This window comes from Scytonema hofmannii PCC 7110 (assembly GCF_000346485.2).
Classification (GTDB): domain Bacteria; phylum Cyanobacteriota; class Cyanobacteriia; order Cyanobacteriales; family Nostocaceae; genus Scytonema; species Scytonema hofmannii.
This window is the reverse complement of sequence record NZ_KQ976354.1, coordinates 7,308,305-7,331,207: the sequence shown is the minus strand read 5'-3', so window position 1 is coordinate 7,331,207 and position 22,903 is coordinate 7,308,305. Positions and strand designations below refer to the sequence as shown.

20 protein-coding genes are annotated in these 22,903 nt (G+C 42.0%); 14 read left to right on the top strand and 6 right to left on the bottom strand.

Translation table 11 applies throughout. The features are described from left to right. Positions 1-3: 3 nt before the first annotated feature. On the bottom strand, positions 4-2,322 hold the full coding sequence (locus WA1_RS30680) for a hypothetical protein (protein WP_017740483.1): 2,319 nt from the start codon (positions 2,320-2,322) through the stop codon (positions 4-6). A gap of 261 nt (positions 2,323-2,583) precedes the next feature. Here WA1_RS30680 and WA1_RS30675 point away from each other — a divergent pair, with 261 nt between their 5' ends. Continuing rightward, positions 2,584-4,314 (top strand): DUF3352 domain-containing protein, encoded by a 1,731-nt coding sequence (locus tag WA1_RS30675; protein ID WP_017740484.1) that lies wholly within the window; start codon positions 2,584-2,586, stop codon positions 4,312-4,314. 234 nt (positions 4,315-4,548) lie between these two features. After that, positions 4,549-5,046, top strand: a complete 498-nt coding sequence (locus tag WA1_RS30670; RefSeq protein ID WP_017740485.1) for a hypothetical protein — start codon at positions 4,549-4,551, stop codon at positions 5,044-5,046. Here WA1_RS30670 and WA1_RS55615 read toward each other — a convergent pair. After that, positions 5,024-5,275: a hypothetical protein gene (locus tag WA1_RS55615; RefSeq protein ID WP_148662797.1), complete on the bottom strand. Its 252-nt coding sequence runs from the start codon at positions 5,273-5,275 to the stop codon at positions 5,024-5,026. The genes WA1_RS30670 and WA1_RS55615 overlap by 23 nt on opposite strands. On the opposite strand from WA1_RS55615, the gene WA1_RS30665 reads away from it, so the two are divergent. From WA1_RS30665 to cysE, 3 genes are all read left to right on the top strand, one after another. Continuing rightward, positions 5,268-5,534, top strand: coding sequence for a ribbon-helix-helix domain-containing protein (locus WA1_RS30665; RefSeq protein ID WP_017740486.1), 267 nt, complete (start codon positions 5,268-5,270; stop codon positions 5,532-5,534). The genes WA1_RS55615 and WA1_RS30665 overlap by 8 nt on opposite strands. Next, positions 5,534-5,836 carry a type II toxin-antitoxin system RelE/ParE family toxin gene (locus WA1_RS30660; RefSeq protein ID WP_017740487.1) on the top strand — a complete coding sequence of 101 codons (303 nt, stop codon included), beginning with the start codon at positions 5,534-5,536 and terminating at the stop codon, positions 5,834-5,836. Before WA1_RS30665 ends, WA1_RS30660 begins: the two co-directional genes overlap by 1 nt. Before the next feature lie 205 nt (positions 5,837-6,041). Further along, positions 6,042-6,836 carry a serine O-acetyltransferase gene (gene cysE / locus WA1_RS30655; protein ID WP_017740488.1) on the top strand — a complete coding sequence of 265 codons (795 nt, stop codon included), beginning with the start codon at positions 6,042-6,044 and terminating at the stop codon, positions 6,834-6,836. Between the two features lie 228 nt (positions 6,837-7,064). Here cysE and WA1_RS30650 read toward each other — a convergent pair whose 3' ends face one another. Next, positions 7,065-7,649, bottom strand: coding sequence for an Npun_F5749 family FMN-dependent PPOX-type flavoprotein (locus WA1_RS30650; RefSeq protein WP_017740489.1), 585 nt, complete (start codon positions 7,647-7,649; stop codon positions 7,065-7,067). Positions 7,650-7,924: 275 nt separating this feature from the next. On the opposite strand from WA1_RS30650, the gene nrdJ reads away from it, so the two are divergent. The 9 genes from nrdJ (at position 7,925) to WA1_RS30605 (ending at position 20,369) form a co-directional block, all read left to right on the top strand. Continuing rightward, positions 7,925-11,197 carry a ribonucleoside-triphosphate reductase, adenosylcobalamin-dependent gene (gene nrdJ / locus WA1_RS30645; protein ID WP_017740490.1) on the top strand — a complete coding sequence of 1,091 codons (3,273 nt, stop codon included), beginning with the start codon at positions 7,925-7,927 and terminating at the stop codon, positions 11,195-11,197. 111 nt (positions 11,198-11,308) lie between these two features. Beyond that, on the top strand, positions 11,309-11,527 hold the full coding sequence (locus WA1_RS30640) for a ssl0294 family protein (protein ID WP_017740491.1): 219 nt from the start codon (positions 11,309-11,311) through the stop codon (positions 11,525-11,527). Between the two features lie 431 nt (positions 11,528-11,958). After that, entirely contained in the window at positions 11,959-12,258 is a 300-nt protein-coding gene (locus WA1_RS30635) for an RNA recognition motif domain-containing protein (protein ID WP_026134365.1), read from the top strand. Between the two features lie 650 nt (positions 12,259-12,908). Next, entirely contained in the window at positions 12,909-13,958 is a 1,050-nt protein-coding gene (gene fbp, locus WA1_RS30630; RefSeq protein ID WP_017740493.1) for a class 1 fructose-bisphosphatase, read from the top strand. A gap of 110 nt (positions 13,959-14,068) precedes the next feature. Beyond that, a complete protein-coding gene (tal, locus tag WA1_RS30625; RefSeq protein WP_017740494.1) occupies positions 14,069-15,214 on the top strand; it encodes a transaldolase in 1,146 nt (381 codons plus the stop codon). A gap of 119 nt (positions 15,215-15,333) precedes the next feature. Further along, positions 15,334-16,863, top strand: coding sequence for a glucose-6-phosphate dehydrogenase (zwf, locus tag WA1_RS30620; protein WP_017740495.1), 1,530 nt, complete (start codon positions 15,334-15,336; stop codon positions 16,861-16,863). A 150-nt stretch (positions 16,864-17,013) separates the two neighbouring features. Next, complete coding sequence (gene opcA / locus WA1_RS30615) at positions 17,014-18,387, top strand: glucose-6-phosphate dehydrogenase assembly protein OpcA (protein WP_017740496.1); 1,374 nt, start codon at positions 17,014-17,016, stop codon at positions 18,385-18,387. Between the two features lie 68 nt (positions 18,388-18,455). Beyond that, complete coding sequence (locus WA1_RS30610) at positions 18,456-19,937, top strand: cobyrinic acid a,c-diamide synthase CobB (RefSeq protein ID WP_017740497.1); 1,482 nt, start codon at positions 18,456-18,458, stop codon at positions 19,935-19,937. A 12-nt stretch (positions 19,938-19,949) separates the two neighbouring features. Beyond that, positions 19,950-20,369, top strand: a complete 420-nt coding sequence (locus WA1_RS30605) for a hypothetical protein (protein WP_017740498.1) — start codon at positions 19,950-19,952, stop codon at positions 20,367-20,369. 15 nt (positions 20,370-20,384) lie between these two features. Here the strand turns inward: WA1_RS30605 and WA1_RS30600 are convergent, their stop codons facing one another. From WA1_RS30600 to csaB, 3 genes are all read right to left on the bottom strand, one after another. Then, entirely contained in the window at positions 20,385-21,059 is a 675-nt protein-coding gene (locus WA1_RS30600; RefSeq protein WP_017740499.1) for a DUF4241 domain-containing protein, read from the bottom strand. An 11-nt stretch (positions 21,060-21,070) separates the two neighbouring features. Then, on the bottom strand, positions 21,071-21,679 hold the full coding sequence (locus WA1_RS30595) for a Uma2 family endonuclease (RefSeq protein WP_017740500.1): 609 nt from the start codon (positions 21,677-21,679) through the stop codon (positions 21,071-21,073). 142 nt (positions 21,680-21,821) lie between these two features. After that, positions 21,822-22,868: a polysaccharide pyruvyl transferase CsaB gene (gene csaB, locus WA1_RS30590; protein ID WP_026134367.1), complete on the bottom strand. Its 1,047-nt coding sequence runs from the start codon at positions 22,866-22,868 to the stop codon at positions 21,822-21,824. Positions 22,869-22,903 lie beyond the last annotated feature (35 nt).

Here is a 22,903-nt window from a genome sequence, read left to right as displayed (position 1 = left end):
TATCTACCTGTTGTCATTTAAATTAGTAATTCGATCTATAAAAGCTTCACATAGTAATGTGACTAAAGGTTTAAATTGATTAGAATGATTGCTAATTTCTCCCCAAAAAGGAAGATTATGATGGTTATTGCCATCGCTGAGTTGTACTTTAACTCGTGCTGCTTCATAAGGCAATCCCTTAGCTACTAAATCTCGAGCAATACTGTTGATTAAACGTTGATATTCTGGAAAATCTCTATTTTTTAACTGAGTAGCTTCTGTAACCGCTTGCCAAGAACACTGCATTGCTCGCAATAGCAAACAGCGTAGAGAAATACTGTGAGTATTTTTTAATTCATTCTGTAAATGTTGTTGAGAATGCTTGCTAAGTAAAGCAATCGCTTCGTGTTCCCACTTATAAAGATTCTCGTCTTTAACTGCCGCTAATTCTAAGGCTAAGTAAGTATCCCAGTACAAATATCCAGTTTCACAGCGTTTCCACAAACGTTGTTGAATATCATCTGTCATTTGATTCAGATCGACATCACAAGCTAATTCGGTAATCCAACTGATAGCTGTGTGAGAGTCGATGCGATCGCACTTTTCAAAGTAATTACACTCATGGCTATCGAGACGATTTAATTCTTCTGAAGTAACTACTACTAGCAGCCGAGAACGGGCGCGAGTCAATAACGTATACCACTGAAAGCACTCTTCTAATGATGGTTCACCAGTTCCATCAAATAACCGAAAAGCAATACAAGCTTCAAATTCTCGCCCTTTTGCTTGTTCTGCATTTAAAATCACTAAGTTATTGTAAGATATGTTTAAGTTAGGAGAAACGACTTTAACAGCGTTAGTCAAGTCGCGAAGTAAATAACGTCTATCTTCTTCTCGTTCAGATTCTTGAGCAAGTTGCTGCAAAAATTTGAGAGCTTCATCATTGGAGGTGCATTCCAATAAACGCACTGGTTCTCCAACTTCAAAAGCATCTTCTAAATTTGCAGGTGGTGGTAGGTGTTTCCCGTGAAAATTTCTACTAATGTATTGTGCTATATTCCAGAATTGGTTAGCAAATTCTAATATATGAAGCGAATTTCTATAATTTCTTTCTAATTTGATTGGCTCTCTCAGGCGTAATTGTCCCCAGTCAAAATCTGTTGGCTGAATTCGCTGATTTAAGTCTCCCAATAATAATAAATATGTTTGATGCCCTTGTTCTAACCATGCTTGACATACTGCAATTAGAGCTTGAAGTTCACACAGCATAAAATCTTGAGCTTCATCAATAACGATCAGCGTACAACCATTATTGAAAGGTGGTAATGGTGGATTTTCTGTCAACTCAGAAGCAGCATTTACACGAGATTTTCTACCAGATAATGCACTTAACCAACGTTGTTTATCAATCTGAGTTAATCTCTCAATCTGCTCTCTATTCACTTGATAAATTGCATTTCTGGTTTGGTGAAAAACTGCTGTATCTAGTACGAAAGATTGATAGAGCAACACATCTCTATAAGTCATTTTATCGAGATTAAGACGCCTTGGTTGATAAGTAAATTTAGTAGCCTCCTGCAATGCGTATAATTCTTCGTCCGAAGAAGCGAGGCGATTTTGGAATTCGGGCTTGATTCTGCCAATCCACTCTCGAAACGTAACTAGCCAAAAGTTTTCCTGTGTGCGTGCTTGCTTGACTTCTGAATATTCGGCTATATCTCCACGCAATGCTTCTGGCACAATAAGCATTGTATTACACCCATGTTGTTTGTGAATTTCACAGGCAAATAGAGTAGCACATATTGTTTTGCCAGTTCCTGGAGCACTTTGGACTATACAAACCCTGTTTCTAAATGTGTCAGTATTTAACCATTGGTTATAAGCAAACAAAGTTCTTAATGGTTCTTCAAGTACTTTTCTTTGGTACTGAGTCAGTATAGGTGAGTAGCGATACGTACTATACACGAATTTGTACCAATCGGAATCTTGTTGCTGATTCCAGTAGTAAGTTGGGTGTTCAGCCAATTCAGTTCCTTGAGGGTTGATAAGTTCGGTGACTATTATGGGACAATCGCGATCGCGACTGTCAAATGCATCGTCATAAACATCACCACGTAAACCTGCTTTGATAACTACAATATCGCCACCTGGCTCTCGTTGCCAAATAACGCGCAAGTTCCCCGATCTGGTACGCTTTAGGTTGTCGTATCCACTCAGAAATTTAGTGTCTGTTTGTTCTTCCTGGCTTATACATCGTAGAATTTCATAAACTTTATTGACATCGGGAAGTGGCAGTTTCTGTATTTCACGGAAGGCTGCCCGAATAATTTTGACCTGTAGCATAAACTACTGACTGCCGTTAATATTCGCATAATTTTATTATTCCCGTTAAAGCTGCAAATTTGCTATGAGCAAGACTGAGAAGCTATCTATGGAATATTATTTAAATCTTCAATATTCCGTTACACTTTACCGTAGTACTTATGCTTATAGAGCATGGGCAATGAGCGCTAACGACTTACACTGAATTTTAGTAGTGAAGCTGCCTATCATCCAGCAGCTATATATTTGTTTGTGCGCCTTCAACAGTCTATGTAACAAATTATGACACAACGCTTATTTTTCAAAACCATAGCTGCTTGTCTCCTCGTGCTGCTTCTCATTGGTACCAGTGGTTGTAACAGTGCTAAAAATCCGCCCAACCTCGTCACTCCTTCTGGGCAGCCAGATGCTGCTATATTTGTTTCCAAGCAAGCGCCAGTGATGGTGTCGTTGCTGACAAATCCGGAACGCTTGCAAAGTTCGGAACGGGATGGCGAACTGTCTAAGCTAAAAACAAGTTTATTAGCAAATACGGATATTGATTACCAAAAAGATATTCAGCCGTGGTTGGGTCAGGAAATCACATTGGCTGTAACTGCTTTAGACTTGGATCGCGAACCTGAAAATGGCAGGAATCCTGGGTATCTTATGGCACTAGCCACCAAAGAACCAGAAAAAAGCCGTGAATTTGTGGAGTTATTGTTTTCCAAGCGATCGCTTGCTGGAGCAAACTTAACTGTTGAACAGTATAAAGGTGTTAAGTTGATTTATGAGATTCCACAGGAAACACCTGTAGAAGAAAAACCAAGCGGATATTTTTCGGTTCCAAATCGCCAATCCAAAACCCAAAATCCAAAATCTAAAATTCAAAACGCTCTTGCTGGTGCAGTGGTGGGTAATAACTTTGTGTTATTTGCTAACGATCCAAAAGTTCTGCGCGATGCAATTAATAACGTTCAAGCCCCAGACTTGAATTTAATTAGTTCCAGCAAATACCAGCAAACTATAAAAGCTTCCCCCAAGGATGCACTCGCAGTTGCTTTCCTAAATCTCCCCACTGTAGCAAAATGGCAAGGATTGGAAAGTGAAAACGGAACCTACAACAGTCAAATTGTTTCCTTAGTTGCGAATCGCAAAGGATTGATAGCTGAAACAGCTTTACTGGCGAAAGAAAAAAATTTGCTTGCAACTACAGAAATCGCTAAGCCAGTTGGTGCATTGCAGTATATTCCAGCCTCAGCAGGTTTGTCAGTTGCTTCTTCAAATTTAAGCAGTTTGGATCGCAGCAATTTAGCACTACTTTGGCAACAAGCGATCGCAGTTATATCTGGTTCCAAGGAAGATGTGTTCTCTGGATTGCTGCAACCTCTGGCTGAAGTTCAAAAGCGCTGGAACATCAACTGGAAAGACGATATTTTTAGCTGGGTACAAGGAGAGTATGCTATAGGGTTGTTACCCCGTGAAGACCAAATCAATCCCGATTGGATTTTTGTAGCAGAAAAATCAGAGGCGACACCAGCCGCTATTTCTCATTTAAATGAAATTGTCTCATCAGGTGGGCTTTCGTTGAATTCCTTGAAGATAGGCGAACAAAAAATATTTGCTTGGACGGAGTTAGCCGCAACTTCCAGTCAATCTGCGCTTGCAAAAGAACGACAGGTATATACAATTCAAGCAAAGGTTCTGGGTGCATATGCAGATGCTGGTAATTACGAGATTATCACTTCCTCAATTGAGGCAATGGATGCAGCGCTTACAGCCAAGGAAGATTCTCTAGTTAACAAGAGTGATTTCCAAAATAGTATTGCTGTCATACCCCAACCCAACCAGGGTTATGTCTATCTCGATTGGACAAAGAGTCAGCCAATTATTGAACGTCAACTCCCCTTTATTAAGCTTGTAGAAGTCATCGGCAAACCATTTTTCCAAAATTTGCGATCGCTAACAGTTAGCAGTTACGGTAGCGATACAGACTTGCTTAAAGGTGGTGTGTTTTTTCAGTTTAATGGTTAGTTGTTAGTTGTTAGTTGTTAGTTGTTAGTTGTTAGTTGTTAGGGGTTAGGGGTTAGGGGTTAGGGGTTAGGAAATTAATTCCTACTCCCGACTCCCGACTCCCGACTCCCGACTCCTGACTCCCGAGTTTCCTGTGCCACAATCAAAGGTGCCACAAGAAAGGAAAGCTTCAATGTTTTTCCTGATAGTCTGAGTATAGAAAACAACTCTACTCAGACTGAAGGAAGGGGTATTATGAAACGTAGTGGCCCCCAATCTACGATCAAAAGCATATGGTTCCTAGCTGCACTTGCCGCACTTGCTTCTACCCCTGTGTTAGCAGATACAACAGCAAACTTTGGTAAGCTAGCTCTGTCACCTGGGTTTGAATCAACGAAAGGAACAATAGCAGGTTATACAGGTGGATCGTACTCCTTGTCTGCTATTAGCAATCGCGATCGCAACAGAAATGTGTGTATCGGCTATGCCGACCCCAAGCCAGATCATATCCTAATTTTGGAAAAAGACTTTTCTCGCCTCAAAATACAAGTTGATACAGGTGGCGCTGATACAACTTTGGTAATTCAAGGACCAGATAATAGCATAGTTCGGTGTGGCGATGATACTGGTAGAAATAAAGACGCTAGCATTACAGATACCACTTGGAAAGCAGGTACATACCGCATATGGGTAGGCACATTTAAACCAGGAGAAAGGCGAAACTATAGACTCAAGATACAGGAGCAGAGCTAATGACCAAAATTCTCTGAAAATTGCGATCGCTTAGCCGATACTGGGAACGTTTGAAAGAAGTAGCGAGCGATCTCATGCTTGGGTCAGTATAATCTCCTCTGTGTGTCCAAAGTCGATAAAAAATCCGTGCTATTTTATAGGCAGTGGCAGTAGCAATAATAGTCTTGGTAGCAGTGTTCAAACATGGCAAGGGAAATGCAGGATAACTAGAGGTAGAAATTATGAACATCCAACTTAAAACCGAATACGAGCAATTTATTCAAACCCGAATTGCTACAGGTAGATATGAGAATGCTGAAGATGTTATTGCTAAAGCATTGAAGTTACTTGAAGAATGGGAGAAGGGTTATCAAGAGTGGGAAGAGGAAACACGAAAAAAAATAGCTATTGGGCTTGCTCAAATCGAACGTGGAGAAGTACTAGATGGTGAAGTGGTAATGGAGCGACTAGAAGAGAAATTGCGGAAAGCGCGTCAAACTCAAAAATAATGGAATATTTTATTGCAAAAGAAGCAAGCCAAGATTTAGATGATATTTTGGATTATTTTCTAGTTCACAACATCGACGCCGGAGAAAGATTGATTCGAGAATTTAATAAGAAGTGTCAAAATGTAGCTAAATTTCCAAACATAGGTCGAAGTTACGCAAATCTTGCTCCAAGGCTGAGAGGAATACCATTGAATAGTTACATTATTTTTTATAAAGTTTTTGAAGATAGTATTGTTATTGTCCGAGTAGTTAGCGGTTATCGGGATTTAAAATCTATATTCGCAGATGTGGACGATGAGTAGATTTCTGAATTAAGTGGCTAGGGCGGAAATAAACCCAACTACATTACAAAATGTAATTATACTTAAAATTCTCACCAATGACAGATGACAAATGACAAATGACCATCATCACTAGTTAACTCTAATTGTGCTGACTCATTTAGCAATTGGCAATTAACGTTAAGATAAAGTGTAACTTGTTTGGCAAAACGAGAGTTTTATAAGCGTGTTATCTACTCTTTTGACTGACTTCCGCATTATATTTGACCGAGATCCAGCAGCCCGCAACTGGTTGGAAGTATTGTTTTGCTACCCCGGATTGCAAGCCCTGTTATTTCATCGGTTTGCTCATTGGTTGTATAGCATTGGTATTCCCTTTATTCCCCGTCTCATTTCCCACCTAGCCCGGTTTTTAACTGGAATCGAAATTCACCCTGGTGCAACAATCGGACAAGGAGTTTTTATTGATCATGGAATGGGCGTGGTTATTGGAGAAACAGCAATTATTGGAGACTATACCCTGATTTACCAAGGTGTTACCCTTGGTGGTACGGGAAAAGAATGTGGTAAGCGCCATCCGACTGTAGGTGAAAATGTTGTGGTTGGAGCAGGCGCAAAAGTGCTGGGCAATATTCATATTGGCAACAATGTCCGCATCGGTGCTGGATCGGTTGTTTTGCGTGATGTTCCATCTGACTGTACCGTAGTTGGCATACCCGGTCGGATTATTTATCGCGCTGGAGTTCGCGTCGATCCGCTAGAGCATGGAAGTTTACCAGATGCTGAAGCGCAAGTGATACGTGCTTTAGTAGACAGGCTTGAGCAACTCGAACAACAAATTCAACAGTTGCAAGATGTGCAACAAAACTTGTCAGTTCCTAACCTAACCGCTGCTTTGAAAGAACAGTATTCTTCTCATACCCACCTCCTAACAGAGGAGCCAGTTTTTACAGAAACTCGCACTCGCTGTCGGATTGACGATAGGGTAATAGAAGAGTTTTTGGATGGTGCAGGGATTTAATAGAACTGGGGACTAGGGACTGGAAAAGAGTCATTTCAACGAATGAGAACTATCATCTGCACGTAGGGGCGCAAGGCATTGCGCCTCTACAAGTTTGAATTAAGGATTTCCAAGAAATAAATTACTCAATCTTGTGGAACGGGGCGTCCCTGCCCGTCCTATATGAGTAGCGGGCTGTGAGCACCATACCACAAGAAATTTTAGGAGATTTTTTTATTTGGAAGTCTATTAAGGATTCACTGCTACAACAGACCAAGTCTGTGATTCATCCTGCAAATAACACCATCGATTTTGGGGATCGCCTCGTAATTCAAGATGATCCACTTGAACGGGATCGAGCAATAACAAACAAAAATTCGAGAGAGGCAAAGTTGAATCAGGAGGTGATGGAGAGAAAGCCTCTTGCGAGCTTCTCGATTCACCGGGAGCTGGCCAAGCGAATTGCAAGCGGGCGTTGTCTGAAATCTCTTGCCACGCAATCTGACGGGCTTTTTGCATTTTTGGATCGGGATGATTAGCATCTACAAGTACCAGTTCGCCTGCAAAACGAAATTGCTCGCGAGTGTTCGTAAAATACCAGCAAGCTTCTCCCCAAGCTCGATCCTTTATTTGATTAAATTTTTGACTTCGAGTATCAGTAATAATTTTTAGATAGTTGGTATCTTCAAGAAAGCCTCGAAATACAACAGTACGGTTGGCAGGACGCCCATCAGCTTGAACGGTTGCTAGTTGAAAATATCGGGAATGGGAATCGCTACGATTGCGATGAAGAGCACGAGCAAGAGGCGATCGCCATGGCGCAAGAGTTTCCAACTATCCTCCAACAGTGAGCAGTAACCAGTGACCAAGTGATAACAGCTTATAGCAAATCCCTTTTATCATCTAGTCCGCCCGTGACTTCGTTTGTGTAGCCACGACTTCAGTCGTTTAGGCTTAAAGGGAGTGATAAAAGCGGATTTAGTATTAGGTGCTAGCTGCATTGAGTATATCCTTAGACTTAGCGTAAATCTCCGAATTTTGCAATCTTTACCCTCTCATCTACTTGGCGTATAGTCGTAATCTATGTCAAAAAGCAACAAGACTTGATTATGGTTCGCGAGCTAGAAAGAGAACGTCTAAAGAGTACCACATTTCCCGAAACAGCCCCAGCAGCCAACCCAGTGTTTTTTAGAACTTACAGCCGCCGTAAAGAGGCTGGAGTGAGAGAAACTTGGGAACAAGTTTGCGATCGCACGTTATCGGGCTTAATTGAATTGGGTCAGCTTCTGCCAGAAGAGGCTGAGATCCTAAGTCGGATGCAGCGAAATTTGAAAGCATTACCTAGTGGAAGATGGTTGTGGGTTGGAGGTACAGACTGGTTATTGCAGCAAAAGAATTTTTCTGGAGCATACAATTGCACGTCTACTAATGCTGTAGACTGGAGTGCTTTTGGTCTAATGATGGACTTAGCGATGATGGGCTGCGGTACTGGAGCAGTTCTAGAACCCAAATATATCAATCAACTCCCTCCCATCCGCAATCGCCTCATAGTCAAAGTTCAAGGAGAAATCGGTAGTACCCGAACCGAACAGCGTCGTGAGGAAACAGAAGTTAAAATAGAGGGCAATCTCGTAACAATTTATGTTGGAGATAGTCGCCAAGGTTGGGTACAGTCTTATCAAAGATTGTTGGAACTCTCAACCAATGAACGGTTTACACAAGAAGTTCAAGTGATTGTCGATATTAGTGATGTACGTAAAGCAGGAGAGCCACTTAACGGCTTTGGAGGAGTTGCCAATCCTGTCAAATTGCCTGGGCTTTACGAGCGTTGTGCATTGATTTTAAATAAAGCTGTAGGAAGACAGTTAAATTCTGTTGAATGCTGTTTGTTGATTGATGAAGCTGCTGTCACAATTGTCGCTGGCAATATTCGAAGATCTGCAGGTATTCGTCAAGGTTCTGGCGACGATCGCTTATTTGCAGACGCGAAATCTAATCTTTGGCAGCAAGACGAAAATGGTAACTGGCGAATCGATCCAGAACGCGATGCTCTCAGGATGGCAAACCACAGCAGAGTATTCCACTACAAACCAACATTAGAAGAATGTATTGATGCTGTCCGCAAACAATACTACAGTGGCGAAGGTGCAATTCAATGGGCTGGTGAAGCTGTAGCCAGAGCTAATTGTGACCTATTAAAAAGCCACGAACAAAAAGTAGATTTTCTCAAGGCTTATGCTCAAGGTAAAGCAGAAGCTTGGTTGCAACAACGTTATCCTATTGATGTTAACGAGTTAGAGCATCGTTTAGCTCGGTTTGGTCTGAACCCATGTGGCGAGATCATTGGTAGTAACTTCCATTGTGTGAGTGGTGAAACTTTACTCATTACTAGAGATGGAATGCACAAAATTAAGGAAATTGTAGGCTCGGAGGTTGAAATCTGGAATGGACAAAAATGGAGCCAAGTAATACCTTTGAAGACAGGTAGCGATCGCAAGCTGTATCGAGTTCGTTTTGGCGATGGTTCTTACATAGATGTAACTGAGTATCATCGTTTTTTTGTGAAGGATCGCTTTGACAAAGTGTATCAGGAAGTCCAAACAAAGGATTTGATGGATACTAGCCCATATACAATTCACACAGAACCTTTCACTATTCAGTATGAGGATGGATTAAACATTGACCCAGAGTATGCCTATACTTTAGGGATAGCTGTAGGAGATGGAACTACAGATAGAAATAACAATCCTAAAGTTAGGCTTTACGAAAAGAAATCGGCTTTACCTGTAGCAGGAAGTAAGTCTAGCGAAAGAATTTATAGCTACTTACCTACTTTTATAGATGTAACAGATCTTGGTTTTTCTGGAGAGTTTTTGAAAAGCTTAAAGACAAATCCAGAATCCCTAAATGTAATTGCTAGCTGGAGCCGTCCAGCTATCTTAAACTTTATCGCAGGTCTAGCCGATACGGATGGCTCAAACACAAAAAGCAACGGTATCAGAATTTATATTTCTGACTACGAACGTGCTTATCGAGTTCAATTATTACTGACTAAATGCGGTATCCGTTCATCGCTCAATCTTTGTGCTTATAAAGGCGCAATAACAAACTATGGTATTAGAAGTCAGGATTTGTACTACTTACAAATAACGGACTGTGGTATAATTCCTTGTCATCGCTTGAATGTTAGTAAAGGAACAAAGGCAAAATACAAAGGAAAATGGCAAGTTGTAAAAAGTGTTGAAGAATTGCCTGGACTACACAATACTTACTGCTTTAATGAACCAGAATGTCATAAAGGAGTTTTTGGCAATACCCTAACTGGAAACTGTAACTTGGCTGAGGTTCACCTCAATCAAATCGCTCCACTGAACTACAAAGAACAAGAAGAAGCTTTCACTGCAGGAGCGCTTTCTGTAGCATCACTTTTGCATCACAAATTTCTTGAACCCCGCTATCAGTACAGCCGGGAATTAGATCCAATTGTGGGTGTTTCTTTCACGGGGTTATTTGATTTCTTTGTCCATGCTTTTGGCGTTGATTGGTTGCGTTGGTGGGCAGAAGGAAGACCAGAAACAACTCAAGGATTGGCGTTTAAGGGTCAAGAACAAAAATACTTAAGTTTCTGGAAAGATACCGTTCATGGTGTTGTTTGGGATTATTGCGATCGCCATGGTCTCAAGCGTCCCAACCGTTGCACCACAGTTCAGCCTAGCGGTACCAAGTCCTTACTAACAGGTGCTAGCCCAGGATGGCATCCTCCCAAAGCACAAAGATTTCTGCGGCGGATCACCTTCGGTAAAAATGACCCAGTTGCCTTAGCTTGTATTGACTACGGCTACAATGTCATCCCCTCCCAATCTGATAAAGACGAACAGGGTAATTTGTTAAACGATCCCTTCGATCCGCGAGTCAGCGAATGGCTTGTGGAGATCCCAGTCTCTGTACTGTGGGCTGATTTACCAGGTGCTGATGAAATCGACATCAGTCAATTTAGCGCCCTCGCCCAAACGGATTTTTATATGCAAGTTCAAAAGTTTTACGTGACACACAACACTTCAGCAACCATTGAACTCCGAGAAAATGAAGTAGAAGCTTTGGGAACTCGGATATATGAAGCCATCAGAGATGATGAAGGTTACATGAGTGCTGCACTGCTCGCAAGATTTGACGATCTCCAAACTTTCCCCCGTTTGCCTTTTGAGCCAATTTCAAAAGAGCAATACGAACAGTTTATGAAGCAAGTAGAAATGCGCCGTAAAACAGATGATTTTCATGGCGTTTTAAGTAACTATGATTTTGGTGAGTTAATGGAATCCGGACCAGCAGGGTGTGACTCAGACAAATGCATGATGCCCGAACAAAATAATGAAAGGGGTTAGAGGTTAGGATTTAGGGTAGGGGTGAGGAGTCTTCCCACTCCCTACTCCCTACTCCCTACTCCCTACTCCCTACTCCCTACTCCCTACTCCCTACTCCTTAGGAGACTCGTTATGTTCCTTGAAGAATTAACACCAATATTTAAACAACTAGCCCAACACCCAATGTCCTTCATGGGTGGATTTGTTTCTGGGATGCTAAAACTAAACCTTGCAGATGACCCCGTTAAAAGTTGGCTTTCTGAAAAATTAAGTACAAATACTTACAGTTCTGCGACCAGTCAGGCACATAATGGCAAAGCTAATGGTCCACAAACAATCTCTATTGAGTAACGTTTGGATGTAGTTGTTGGGATATCAAGTTAAGGGTCAGTTTACTTACCCTTAACTTAGGTTAATGAGTATTAAAAAGTCAATTTCGCATCTATAGAAATAGGTATAATTTTCTCTCAACGCTTAAAAAAATCAATAAAATTCTACTGACTATAGAAAAAATTGGGTATATAAGCGAGACTGATTATATCTTATATATGTTTGTAAAATCTCATACTTTGAAAAACAACACGATCGGTTATGATATGAGCGTATGCGAAAACTTAGCTTAACAGATGGCAATTTTGTAATGACGTAACTGCCGAAAGTTACATCTTCATTACACATTTTTCTGCCTGCAAGTCAGATCAACTAAAGCAGCATTTGCTCTTTGTTTTATCTGTTCCTTTATGCTGAGCTTTTCTCTCTTCGTTGCGACTTACGTGATTCACATGACTATTTACGTTGGAAATCTCTCCTACCGCGCCACTGAAGAAGACTTAAAAGTTGTATTTGCAGAATACGGCGAGGTCAAAAGAGTTGTTTTACCTACCGATCGCGAAACCGGACGACTTCGGGGTTTTGCTTTTGTTGATATGAATGAAGACACCCAAGAGGACGCAGCCATATCAGAATTGGATGGCGCAGAATGGATGGGTCGTCAACTCAGGGTTAATAAAGCCAAACCACGAGAAGAAAACAATAATGGCAACCGACGAGGTAGTTGGGTGAAAAAACAAGAGTCTTATTAAAAGCAGAATACGATGATAACAAATTGTCTTCTAGTTACGCAAGCTATTAACTGCTAAGTTTTCTAGAAACAGTTGTTTTTTGCACTTTCATAGGAGTGCCCTCGGCAAGTTGTGACAAAGTGAGACAGGTCACAGCTTGCCACATTTTGCTTTCCCAGAGTAGGTTTGGCAGCAACAAACTAACTATGAGGTTGGCTTACACATCCTCATCAATCAAGTTTCCCAGCGAGTGCGTGCTTGAATAACAGTAGGATTAACAAATTTGTGATTAACTAGCAATTGTAGCGCTCGCCAGAGCCAGCCTGTCTATCTACAGGATGAAATATAGGTAAATGGCACCAGCGATCGATCCGTTCAAAATTAACAAGTATATTTACTGGGTATACCATTCCATATCAGCTAATCATGGGAAAATCCCGCAACCAATTCTGAAAAAGGGATACCCCCACTCCCTACTCCCTACTCCCTACGCTCCACATTCCAGATGGGATTTTGGCTTGGTATAGCCGCAATTTGGAATTGATTCTTTAGTTTATCTAAAAACACATTTCAGTGGTCAATTTACCTTTCTAAGATAGAGGCAGCAACCAACAGTTGTGACGCACGGGATGAATCAAGTAAATACCTACTATGCACGGGAGGACAGAACAATGACTAAAGCGCCAGAATCTTTGGAGTCGCTCAATAACGAAGCAGCAGACCGGGCGTTAGACCGTGATTGTACTACATTATCCCGTCATGTCCTACAGCAACTTCAGAGCTTTTCGCCTGAAGCACAGGATTTGAGTACGTTGATGAATCGAATTGCTCTGGCTGGTAAGCTAGTTGCACGTCGCCTCAGCCGTGCTGGCTTAATGGAAGGGGTTCTTGGATTTACTGGGGAAGTGAACGTACAAGGAGAATCCGTTAAAAAAATGGATGTTTATGCCAATGACGTTTTTATCTCAGTGTTTAAGCAAAGCGGGTTAGTATGCCGCTTAGCCTCTGAAGAAATGGAAAAACCCTATTACATTCCCGAAAACTGCCCCATAGGTCGCTACACTCTGCTATACGACCCCATTGATGGCTCATCGAATACTGATACAAACCTCAGTTTGGGTTCTATCTTCTCGATTCGGCAACAGGAAGGAACGGATCTCGACGGAGAAGCACGAGATTTACTGGCTCCAGGACGCAAGCAAATTGCTGCCGGATACATACTCTACGGCCCCAGCACAATGCTGATCTATACTATAGGTAAGGGCGTTCACTCATTTACCCTCGACCCCAGTTTAGGGGAGTTTATCCTTACGGACGAAAACATTCGCATTCCCGATCGCGGTTCCGTATACAGTGTTAACGAGGGCAACTTTTGGCAATGGGATGAACCAATTCGAGAGTACATCCGCTATGTCCACAGAACAGAAGGTTATACCGCTCGCTATAGTGGGGCGATGGTAAGCGATATCCACAGAATATTGCTGCAAGGTGGTGTGTTTCTTTACCCAGGAACACTTCCAAAACCAGAAGGGAAATTGCGTTTACTTTATGAATCTGCTCCTTTAGCGTATGTTATCGAGCAAGCAGGTGGTCGTGCAACCACAGGACATACGGAAATTTTAGACGTGGTGCCAAAGAAGCTACATCAACGCACACCTTTGATTATTGGTAGCCCAAAGGATGTAGCGAAGGTAGAGTCTTTTATTCAGAATGGGCATTAGTTAGTGGTTAGTGGTTAGTGGTTAGTGGTTAGTAGAGCAACCAACAACTAACAACCAACAACTAACAACCAACAACTAACAACTAACAAACACACAAAACAGGTACAGTTATGACGACTAATCAATTACTAGAGATTAAAGAATTCGGTCAAAGTATCTGGATGGATAATTTGAGCCGTGATATCGTTCAATCGGGTGAACTCAAAGACTTAGTTGAAAACAAAGGAATCTGTGGGATTACTTCTAACCCAGCTATTTTTGAAAAAGCGATCGCAGGAAATGCCATTTATGACGCTGATATTGAATCAGGAATCAGCGCTGGATTACCGACATACAAAATTTATGAATCGCTAGCTTTTGCAGATATCCGCAATGCGTGTGATATTTTACGCCCTGTTTATGATGCAACTCAGGGATTGGATGGTTATGTCAGTATAGAAGTACCACCAACCATTGCTCACGATACTGAGGCAACAATCAAAGAAGCCCGTCGCTACTACAAAGAAGTTGCTCGGGAAAATCTCATGATTAAAATTCCCGGTACAGAGGCGGGTTTACCAGCCTTTGAGCAAGCAATTTACGAAGGAATCAGCGTCAACGTGACCCTGCTGTTCTCCGTTCAAAGCTATATCAATACTGCTTGGGCATACATTCGCGGTTTGGAAAGACGAGTTGCAGAAGGTAAGGAGATTAGTAAAATTGCCTCTGTTGCTAGTTTCTTCCTCAGCCGGATCGATACCAACATTGATGGTAAGATAGATGCTAAATTGCAAAAAGGCGTTGACGATCTCACTGTAGAAGCTAAGCTAAAAGCAGTCAAAGGAAAAGTTGCGATCGCTAACGCCAAGATTGCTTATCAAGAGTACAAAAAGATTATCAACGACGAGCGTTGGAAAGCATTGGCAGCCAAAGGTGCTCAAGTACAACGCTTGCTATGGGCAAGCACCAGCACCAAAGACCCAAATTACAGCGACGTGATGTATGTTGATGAGTTAATCGGTTCCGATACTGTAAACACCCTACCACCTGCGACTATAGACGCTTGTGCCGACCACTGCAACGTAGCCAATCGCCTTGAAACAGGAGTAGAAGAAGCTTACCAACTCATCGAAAGCCTCAAAGATCCAGACATCAACATCGATATCAATACTGTCATGGATGAACTCCTCACGGAAGGTATTGATAAGTTTGTCAAGCCCTTTGAATCGTTGATGAAATCCTTAGAAACTAAGGTGAGACAATTGTCACCTGTTTAGTTAGTGGTTAGTGGTTAGTGGTTAGTAGTTAGTGGTTAGTGGTTAACAACTAACAACCAACAACTAACTACTAACCACCAACAATCCCCGTTATCGCAAAACTCACATCCAAACTTGTTATGGTCACATTCCTAGAAAACCCGTTGCGGGTTGGTTTGCAACAGCAACGAATGCCCGAACCTCAAATCATAGTTATCTATGGTGCTTCCGGCGATTTAACTCAGCGCAAACTAGTGCCGGCACTTTACAAATTACGCAAAGAACGGCGCATTCCTCCCGAAACCACTATAGTTGGCGTAGCGCGGAGAGACTGGACTCACGATTACTTCCGCGAACAGATGCGCCAGGGTATTGAGGAGTTTTCTGATGGGCTTGGTCCAGAAGGGCTGTGGCAAGATTTCTCCCAATGTTTGTATTATTGTTCTGGGGATATGGACAACCCAGAAAGCTACCAAAAGCTGAATAATTTATTAACTGAATTAGACGAAAAACGCGGAACTAGAGGAAATAGAATTTTCTACCTTTCCGTTGCGCCAAAATTCTTTGCTGAGGGTATTAAGCAACTTGGCAATGCGGGTATGTTAGAAGACCAGTACAAGCATCGTTTGGTCATTGAAAAACCCTTTGGTCGGGATTTAGCCTCTGCTCAAAGCTTGAACCGGGTCGTACAGAAATATTGCCACGAAAGCCAAGTTTACCGGATTGACCACTACTTAGGTAAAGAAACAGTTCAGAATTTGTTGGTGTTCCGCTTTGCTAACGCCATCTTTGAACCACTGTGGAACCGTCGCTTTGTCGATCACGTTCAGATTACTGTAGCAGAAACAGTAGGCGTGGAAGACCGAGCCGGGTATTACGAAAGTTCTGGTGCATTGCGGGATATGTTGCAAAACCACCTCATGCAACTTTTCTGCTTAACAGCGATCGAACCACCTAACGCTTTAGATGCCGACAGTCTACGGACAGAGAAAGTTAAAGTTCTCCAAGCGACTCGTTTAGCTGATGTTCAAAATCTGCACCGTTCAGCAGTACGGGGTCAGTACAGTGCTGGTTGGATGAAAGGGAAACCCGTGTCTGGGTATCATGAGGAACCGGGGGTTAATCCTGAATCTACAACACCTACTTATGTAGCGGTGAAGTTCATGGTTGATAACTGGCGCTGGCAAGGAGTACCATTCTACCTGCGTACTGGTAAACGGATGCCAAAAAAAGTGAGTGAGATTTCCATTCACTTCCGTGAAGTTCCCTCTCGGATGTTTCCATCTGCTTCCCAACAGATGGGTAGTAACATCTTAGCAATGCGAATTCAACCAAACGAAGGAATTTCTTTGCGTTTTGAGGTGAAAATGCCTGGGGCAGAATTCCGGACTCGTTCCGTTGACATGGATTTTACATACGGTTCCTTCGGAATTGCAGCGACCTCCGATGCATACGATCGCTTGCTGCTAGATTGTATGATGGGCGACCAATCACTATTTACAAGAGCAGATGAAGTGGAAGCGGCTTGGCAGGTAGTAACACCAGTGCTTTCAGTATGGGATGCACCTGCAGATCCGGCAACAGTTCCCAAATATGAAGCCGGTACTTGGGAACCAGCCGAAGCAGAACTCTTGATTAACCAAGATGCTCGCCGTTGGCGAAGACTTTAAGAATTTTAGATTTTAGATTTTAGATTTTCGATTAAAAGTAAAGGTTATGAGTTAGTAGTAAATAACAACTAACAACTAATAACTAACAACTAACAATCCAAAATCTAAAATCACAAATCCAAAATCCAAAATCCAAAATCCAAAATCACTATGACTTCCCAAGCTCCTACAATTTTTTCACTTCAGGCACCCAAGGATGTTTCGCTCACAGAAATTGATGCGGAACTCAATCAAATTTGGCAAAGTTATGGCATTGCTGGCGAGGATGGTACACTTCCTGCTGCTACAAGGGCAACCACATTTACTTTAGTGGTATACGAACCAGAAGAAACTCAACTTCTGTTAGCGACATTGGGATATTACCAAGGTCCCATTGATGGTATCTTCGGACCTCAGATGCAAGCAGCATTGAAGGAGATGCAGAAAAAGCACGGACTAGCAGAAACTGGAACAGCGACAGAAGAAACCATCGCCCTATTGCGAGAGGAATTTGCCAAACGCCATACCAATGGTGCAACAGGTGATGGCAATGGTACAAGTGCTCCCTATGGCTCAAGTTCTGCAAGCCCCACAATTGCAGACGAAATAGCTATCCGCAACCCATGCCGAATTATTAACCTGTCGCCAATAGCAGGTGAAGACACAGGTGTCAAGGCTCAAGTTTCTGCCTACTGCCCCATCCAAAAACAGTCTTCAAATACTCTCGTCTGCTGTGAGTACATCACTCTCACAGGAACCGCTACAGCTTTGGAAAGAATTGGCGGGATGATTCCAGCATTGATGATTGGTGGGTTGCCCAAGTTCCTGTGGTGGAAGGGAACACCAGATATCAACAACCCCTTATTTAAGCGACTGTCAGTAGTTTGTAACAACGTCATTGTAGATTCCTGTTACTTTAACGAGCCAGAAAATGATTTGCTTAACTTGCAAGAGTTAGTAGAAAAGGGTGTACCTATAGCCGATCTCAACTGGCGTCGTCTTTCAGGATGGCAAGAGTTAACAGCCGAAGCTTACGATCCCCCACAACGTCGTGCTGCTTTACCAGAAGTCGATAAAGTCAATATCGATTACGAAAAAGGCAGTTCCGTACAAGCATTATTGTATTTGGGGTGGTTAGCAAGCAGATTGCAATGGCGTCCCGTTTCTTATCAAAAAGAAAGCGGGGATTACGACATCACGCGAGTTAGCTTCCTGACATCAGAACAAAGACAAGTAGAAGCAGAGTTAGCAGGCGTACCAGTTGCTGATGTAGGCGATATTCCTGGTGACTTAATTGCTCTGCGTCTCAGTTCCACCAATCCTCAAGCCAATTGTGGCACACTCATCTGTTCTGAGACAGGTGGTTGTATGCGGTTAGAAACACAAGGCGGTGCTCAAGCTCAAGGTTTGTTCCAACACGTAACTTCCCTTTCCGAGCAAAAAGCAGAAGTTTTGTTAAGTCAGCAAGTTCAACGCTGGGGTCGCGAAGCACTCTTAGAAGAAATTCTTGCAATCACATCTCAGGTACTGAAGTTAGCTAAATAATAATTTTGGATTTTGGATTTTGGATTTTAGATTTCAAATTCAATCCAAAATCCAAAATCTAAAATCGTATGTCTTTAATTATTGCAGGAGAACGAAGTGGGGTGGGCAAGACGACAGTCGTGCTCACCTTTTTGGCGTCTTTGTGTCGCCATGGTTTTCAAGTACAGTCTTTCAAAGTTGGTCCGGATTATATCGATCCGATGTTTCACCAGTACGTCACTGGTCGTGCTTGTCGTAATTTAGACCCCGTACTAACTTCTGAAACTTACGTGCAGGAATGTTTTACATATCACTCTCAACTCTGTGAATATGCCATAGTCGAAGGCGTGATGGGATTGTTTGATGGAATTTCGTCATTGGTCATTGGTCATTCGTCCTCTGCAAATGACAAAGGACAAATGACTAACTATGCTAGTACAGCCCATATCGCAAAGCTGCTGGATTTACCTGTAGTACTGGTTATCGATAGCAGTCGATTATCTGGTTCTGTAGCAGCAATAGCTCACGGTTATCGTTCTTATAATCCTACAATTAAGATTGTTGGTGTAGTCCTGAATCGTGTAGGAAGCGATCGCCACCTCGATCTTCTCAAAAATGCTCTCGAACCGTTACAGTTACCAATTCTTGGAGTGTTACGACGCGAAGACAACATTACAATTCCCGATCGCCATTTAGGTTTAGTCCCGACAGCAGAACTTCCTCAAATGGATGCTTTGATTAATCGACTGGCCGATTTAGGAGATTCTTGCTTTGATTGGGAACGCTTACTGCCACTATTAAAAGTGGAAATACAAAATTGTCACCGCAGATGCACGCAGACGAACGCGGATAAAGGAGAAAATGATCCGCGTTCGTCTGCTACAGGCTGCGTTTCTAAAGACAAAATTCCGGTAGCAATTGCTCGCGATCGCGCTTTCAATTTTTACTACCAAGACAATCTTGATTTACTGCAAGAGTTGGGTGCAGAACTCGTTTTTTGGAGTCCGTTAGAAGATGCTGAACTGCCAAAAGGCGTTAAGGGAATGTATTTTGGAGGTGGTTTTCCAGAAGTTTTTGCACGGCAATTAGCAGAAAATGCCAACGTCCTGACAGCAATCAACTCAGCTATTGTTTCTGGAATGCCGACAATAGCTGAGTGTGGGGGATTAATGTACTTATGCAAGGAAATTGTTGATTTTGAAGGTAAATCTTGGTCAATGGTAGGTGTTTTGCCAACAACAGCCGTTATGGGTAAGCATCTTACTTTAGGATATCGTCGAGCAATTGCCCAACAAGATAGTCTGTTAATACGTGCAGGTACAACTGTTTGCGGGCATGAGTTTCATCGTTCCCGTTTAACTTTAACTTCCCATCAACCACTATTTCAAACTTACCGCTACGATTCTCAAGAATCTACGGGATACGAAGGATGGAGTTTACCTTCTTCCCTACACGCTTCTTATATTCACTTGCACTGGGGAGAGCATTTAGAAATTCCGCAACGGTTTTTAAAGTCTTGTCAAGAATTTTTTCATCAACAGATGAGTTCGGAACAATATAAGCAGTTATAAACGAAGAATGATATGGAACCCGCACCCAAATTAGTGTTTAAATATGGTTGGGATGAAAGAGATGATGTAGAAACACCAATGACACAAAACGGACCACAAAGCAGGCTTGAGCGATTGGAACGAATGCTAGCAACCCATGCTGAAATGCTCAATCAGTTAGCTCCACTTATGACGCAGGTTGCACAAATAGCGACTAGCACTGTTGAAACAGTTGCTAAGCATGATGAAATGCTCACGCGTCTTGAAAGACAAACCTTGGAAAATGCAGCAACTCTTGGTAAGTTAGAGCAACGTGTCGATCGCTTAACTGAATTAATGATGGTTACCACTCAAGCCATACAGCTTGTTGCTGAGAATAGCCAACAAATCCACCGCATCTGCGATTATCTTATGGAACAAAACAAGAATAGTGATGCCAAGAAGGAAGGTTAAGTAGATCTTGAACAATTAACTCACACCAGCATCTTCACACCAATCAAAAAGATTTATAAATTCAGTAACAACACTGATAATGTTTTCTTGTACATCATATCCAAAGTAGGAAGGATATATCCCATCCCCCCAACCAGAGTCAAACGCAATAATATTTGCTTGCGTTGACTCATCCACACAAAAATTTGTCCAACACCAAGGGGAATTAGAGCTTTTTTGCAGTGCTTCTAAAAGTTGGCTAGAAAAAAAATCTTCATCTGTTTCTGCATTCCAATTCTTCTCAAGAATCAGTTGAGCGACATTTGAATCCATAAAGCACCCCATACCAGAATCAACTCCATAGCCAAATATTTTCCCTTCTTCAAGCGAACTAATATCTTCGCCTAGTATGGTAGCCATTTCAAACCTAACAACAGGTTCCTTCTTTAAAAGAAGCATTGCATAAGCAACTGCAAATTGTTTGTCTTTATGAAAATAGGCTATACTTAAAATCGTTGGATATCTACCTGCTTTTAATTCGATAGCAAAAGATTCTGCACCAAAGAAGGTTAGTGGATCGCAAGCCACCAATTTTTCTGAAGTTAAAACCAAATCTCCAATGTTATGTGCCGTTAATGTAATTTCACCCCAAGAGTTACTTAACAATCTATACTCTGCTTCAAAAGCTTTGGCAAAAACAGAAATATTCATTCATTTTTCATTTAATATAAATTACTCCCAACACGCTGGTTCTTCAACCCAGGAAAAACTCTATCCAAATCCAAAGATAAATCAGAAAAAACGGTGACTGCAACCGATTCATGTCTCAGCGCAATCTGTTTTAAGCGATAACCATACTTTCCTTGCTCATTCAAATAAGGCTGACTGTAGCACTCTAATTGATTGGCTACCAAATTAACAATCCAATAATCTTTAATCCCATTTTCAGCATATAGTTCCAATTTTCTACTTTGGTCGTAGTCAATAGAAGAATCAGCAACTTCAATAACTAGGAAAATATCTTCAGGTTGAGGATGATTCGATAAATAATCATCAGCTTGTCCCCGTGCGATCGCAACATCAGGTTCGGGTTCGCTATTTGGAAGTAATATAATAGGCTCTTGCACGCGGACAACAGCTCGATCCCCCAGCAATCTCTCCAATTCTTTCGATAACTTTGTGTTACAAACAGAATGCCGCGTGCCTTTTGCTGCCATTTGTATCAATTCTCCTCTAATCAACTCCACTCGATCATCCTCTGTCAGAAATCCCAATTCCATGAGTCGATGAAAATCAGTTAAAGTAAAGCGTTTAGGGGTAACAGTAGTCATAGGAAAAACGTTAGTTGATTGTTATTATTCTAAGGGATGTCCAAAAAATAAATCACCCATCTTGTGGGATGGGCGTCCTCGCCTGTCCCATGCTAGTGGCGGGCTGTGAGCACCGCACCACAAGAGAAAGTTAGATATTTTTTTATTTGGAAGTCCCTAAAACTTCTTTCAAAACCTCGCGGTGCATGAGCGCTCTATCCACTAACGACTGTATTTTATCTGTAGATAATGGATCGCCATTAGCGTAATGCTCGATCCATGTTTTACCAATAACATTAGGATCGTCAGGCAAATTTGCTAAATCCCATCCCGGCATATCTAAATCTTCCATCAATCGGTTAACTTTGGGATCGTAACTGAGAGCAAAACAACGACAACCTTCTGATGCAGCCATAATCAAGCTATGCAAGCGCATCCCAATTGCCATTTCTACACCGCGAAAAACCCCTTTTAAAAGTTGTGGTTCTTTTAAGGACATTATCTGGCTGACACCTTGAAGTTTTGGTTGAATGGCTTGAGCTATTTCTAAATCTTCGCTTTCTTGAAACGGTAGCAATAATATATAAGTTTGTGTCGCTTTTTGAAAATCAACCAATGCGCGAGTTAAGTTAGCAAGACGCGTTTCTGTTAAATCGGGGTGAGTTCTCAGTGTCACCGCGACTCTGGGAGCAGGTAAATCCCAAAGACCAGGAACTGGTTTACCTTCCAACGCCCACACTGGATCGGGAGCCAAAATACAAGGAACTTGCCAGTCAGCTAGTATAGCAGCAGAAGTGCGATCGCGGACACTCACTTTTGTACAACCACCAAAAGTTTGCCGTGCTAACCAACGAGTGATAGGACGCTTCAACGGGCCGATTCCCTGTCCCCAAGCAACAGTTTTCAAACCCATTTTTTGGGCTACCGCCATTATTCCCGCATAATAAAAAGGGCTGACAAGACTAGTGGTATCTTGAATTAAACTCCCACCGCCCCAAATAAAAGCATCGCAAGAGCGCAAAGCTTCTACAACAGGTGAGATTTTCATGCGATCGCGTGCTTCCACATCATAGCGATCGCTTGTTTCTTTGGGGTTACCAGAGAGAACCACAGGTGTGACTGATGGTGGTAGCATTTGTAGAAGTGTTGCTAATAAAGCTTCGTCCCCACCGTTCCCCTTACCGTAATACCCAGATAACAGAACCCGCATTGTTTTCATTTTGGATTTTGGATTTTGGATTTTAG

Excerpts from the sequence above, each read along its gene's own strand:
- WA1_RS30680 (WP_017740483.1), bottom strand. The coding sequence starts at position 2,322 with ATGCTACAGGTCAAAATTATTCGGGCAGCCTTCCGTGAAATACAGAAA.
- WA1_RS30675 (WP_017740484.1), top strand. The coding sequence starts at position 2,584 with ATGACACAACGCTTATTTTTCAAAACCATAGCTGCTTGTCTCCTCGTG.
- WA1_RS30670 (WP_017740485.1), top strand. The coding sequence starts at position 4,549 with ATGAAACGTAGTGGCCCCCAATCTACGATCAAAAGCATATGGTTCCTA.
- WA1_RS30665 (WP_017740486.1), top strand. The coding sequence starts at position 5,268 with ATGAACATCCAACTTAAAACCGAATACGAGCAATTTATTCAAACCCGA.
- WA1_RS55615 (WP_148662797.1), bottom strand. The coding sequence starts at position 5,275 with ATGTTCATAATTTCTACCTCTAGTTATCCTGCATTTCCCTTGCCATGT.
- WA1_RS30660 (WP_017740487.1), top strand. The coding sequence starts at position 5,534 with ATGGAATATTTTATTGCAAAAGAAGCAAGCCAAGATTTAGATGATATT.
- nrdJ (WP_017740490.1), top strand. The coding sequence starts at position 7,925 with ATGGTTCGCGAGCTAGAAAGAGAACGTCTAAAGAGTACCACATTTCCC.
- WA1_RS30640 (WP_017740491.1), top strand. The coding sequence starts at position 11,309 with ATGTTCCTTGAAGAATTAACACCAATATTTAAACAACTAGCCCAACAC.
- WA1_RS30635 (WP_026134365.1), top strand. The coding sequence starts at position 11,959 with ATGACTATTTACGTTGGAAATCTCTCCTACCGCGCCACTGAAGAAGAC.
- fbp (WP_017740493.1), top strand. The coding sequence starts at position 12,909 with ATGACTAAAGCGCCAGAATCTTTGGAGTCGCTCAATAACGAAGCAGCA.
- tal (WP_017740494.1), top strand. The coding sequence starts at position 14,069 with ATGACGACTAATCAATTACTAGAGATTAAAGAATTCGGTCAAAGTATC.
- zwf (WP_017740495.1), top strand. The coding sequence starts at position 15,334 with ATGGTCACATTCCTAGAAAACCCGTTGCGGGTTGGTTTGCAACAGCAA.
- opcA (WP_017740496.1), top strand. The coding sequence starts at position 17,014 with ATGACTTCCCAAGCTCCTACAATTTTTTCACTTCAGGCACCCAAGGAT.
- WA1_RS30610 (WP_017740497.1), top strand. The coding sequence starts at position 18,456 with ATGTCTTTAATTATTGCAGGAGAACGAAGTGGGGTGGGCAAGACGACA.
- WA1_RS30605 (WP_017740498.1), top strand. The coding sequence starts at position 19,950 with ATGGAACCCGCACCCAAATTAGTGTTTAAATATGGTTGGGATGAAAGA.
- WA1_RS30600 (WP_017740499.1), bottom strand. The coding sequence starts at position 21,059 with ATGAATATTTCTGTTTTTGCCAAAGCTTTTGAAGCAGAGTATAGATTG.
- WA1_RS30595 (WP_017740500.1), bottom strand. The coding sequence starts at position 21,679 with ATGACTACTGTTACCCCTAAACGCTTTACTTTAACTGATTTTCATCGA.
- csaB (WP_026134367.1), bottom strand. The coding sequence starts at position 22,868 with ATGCGGGTTCTGTTATCTGGGTATTACGGTAAGGGGAACGGTGGGGAC.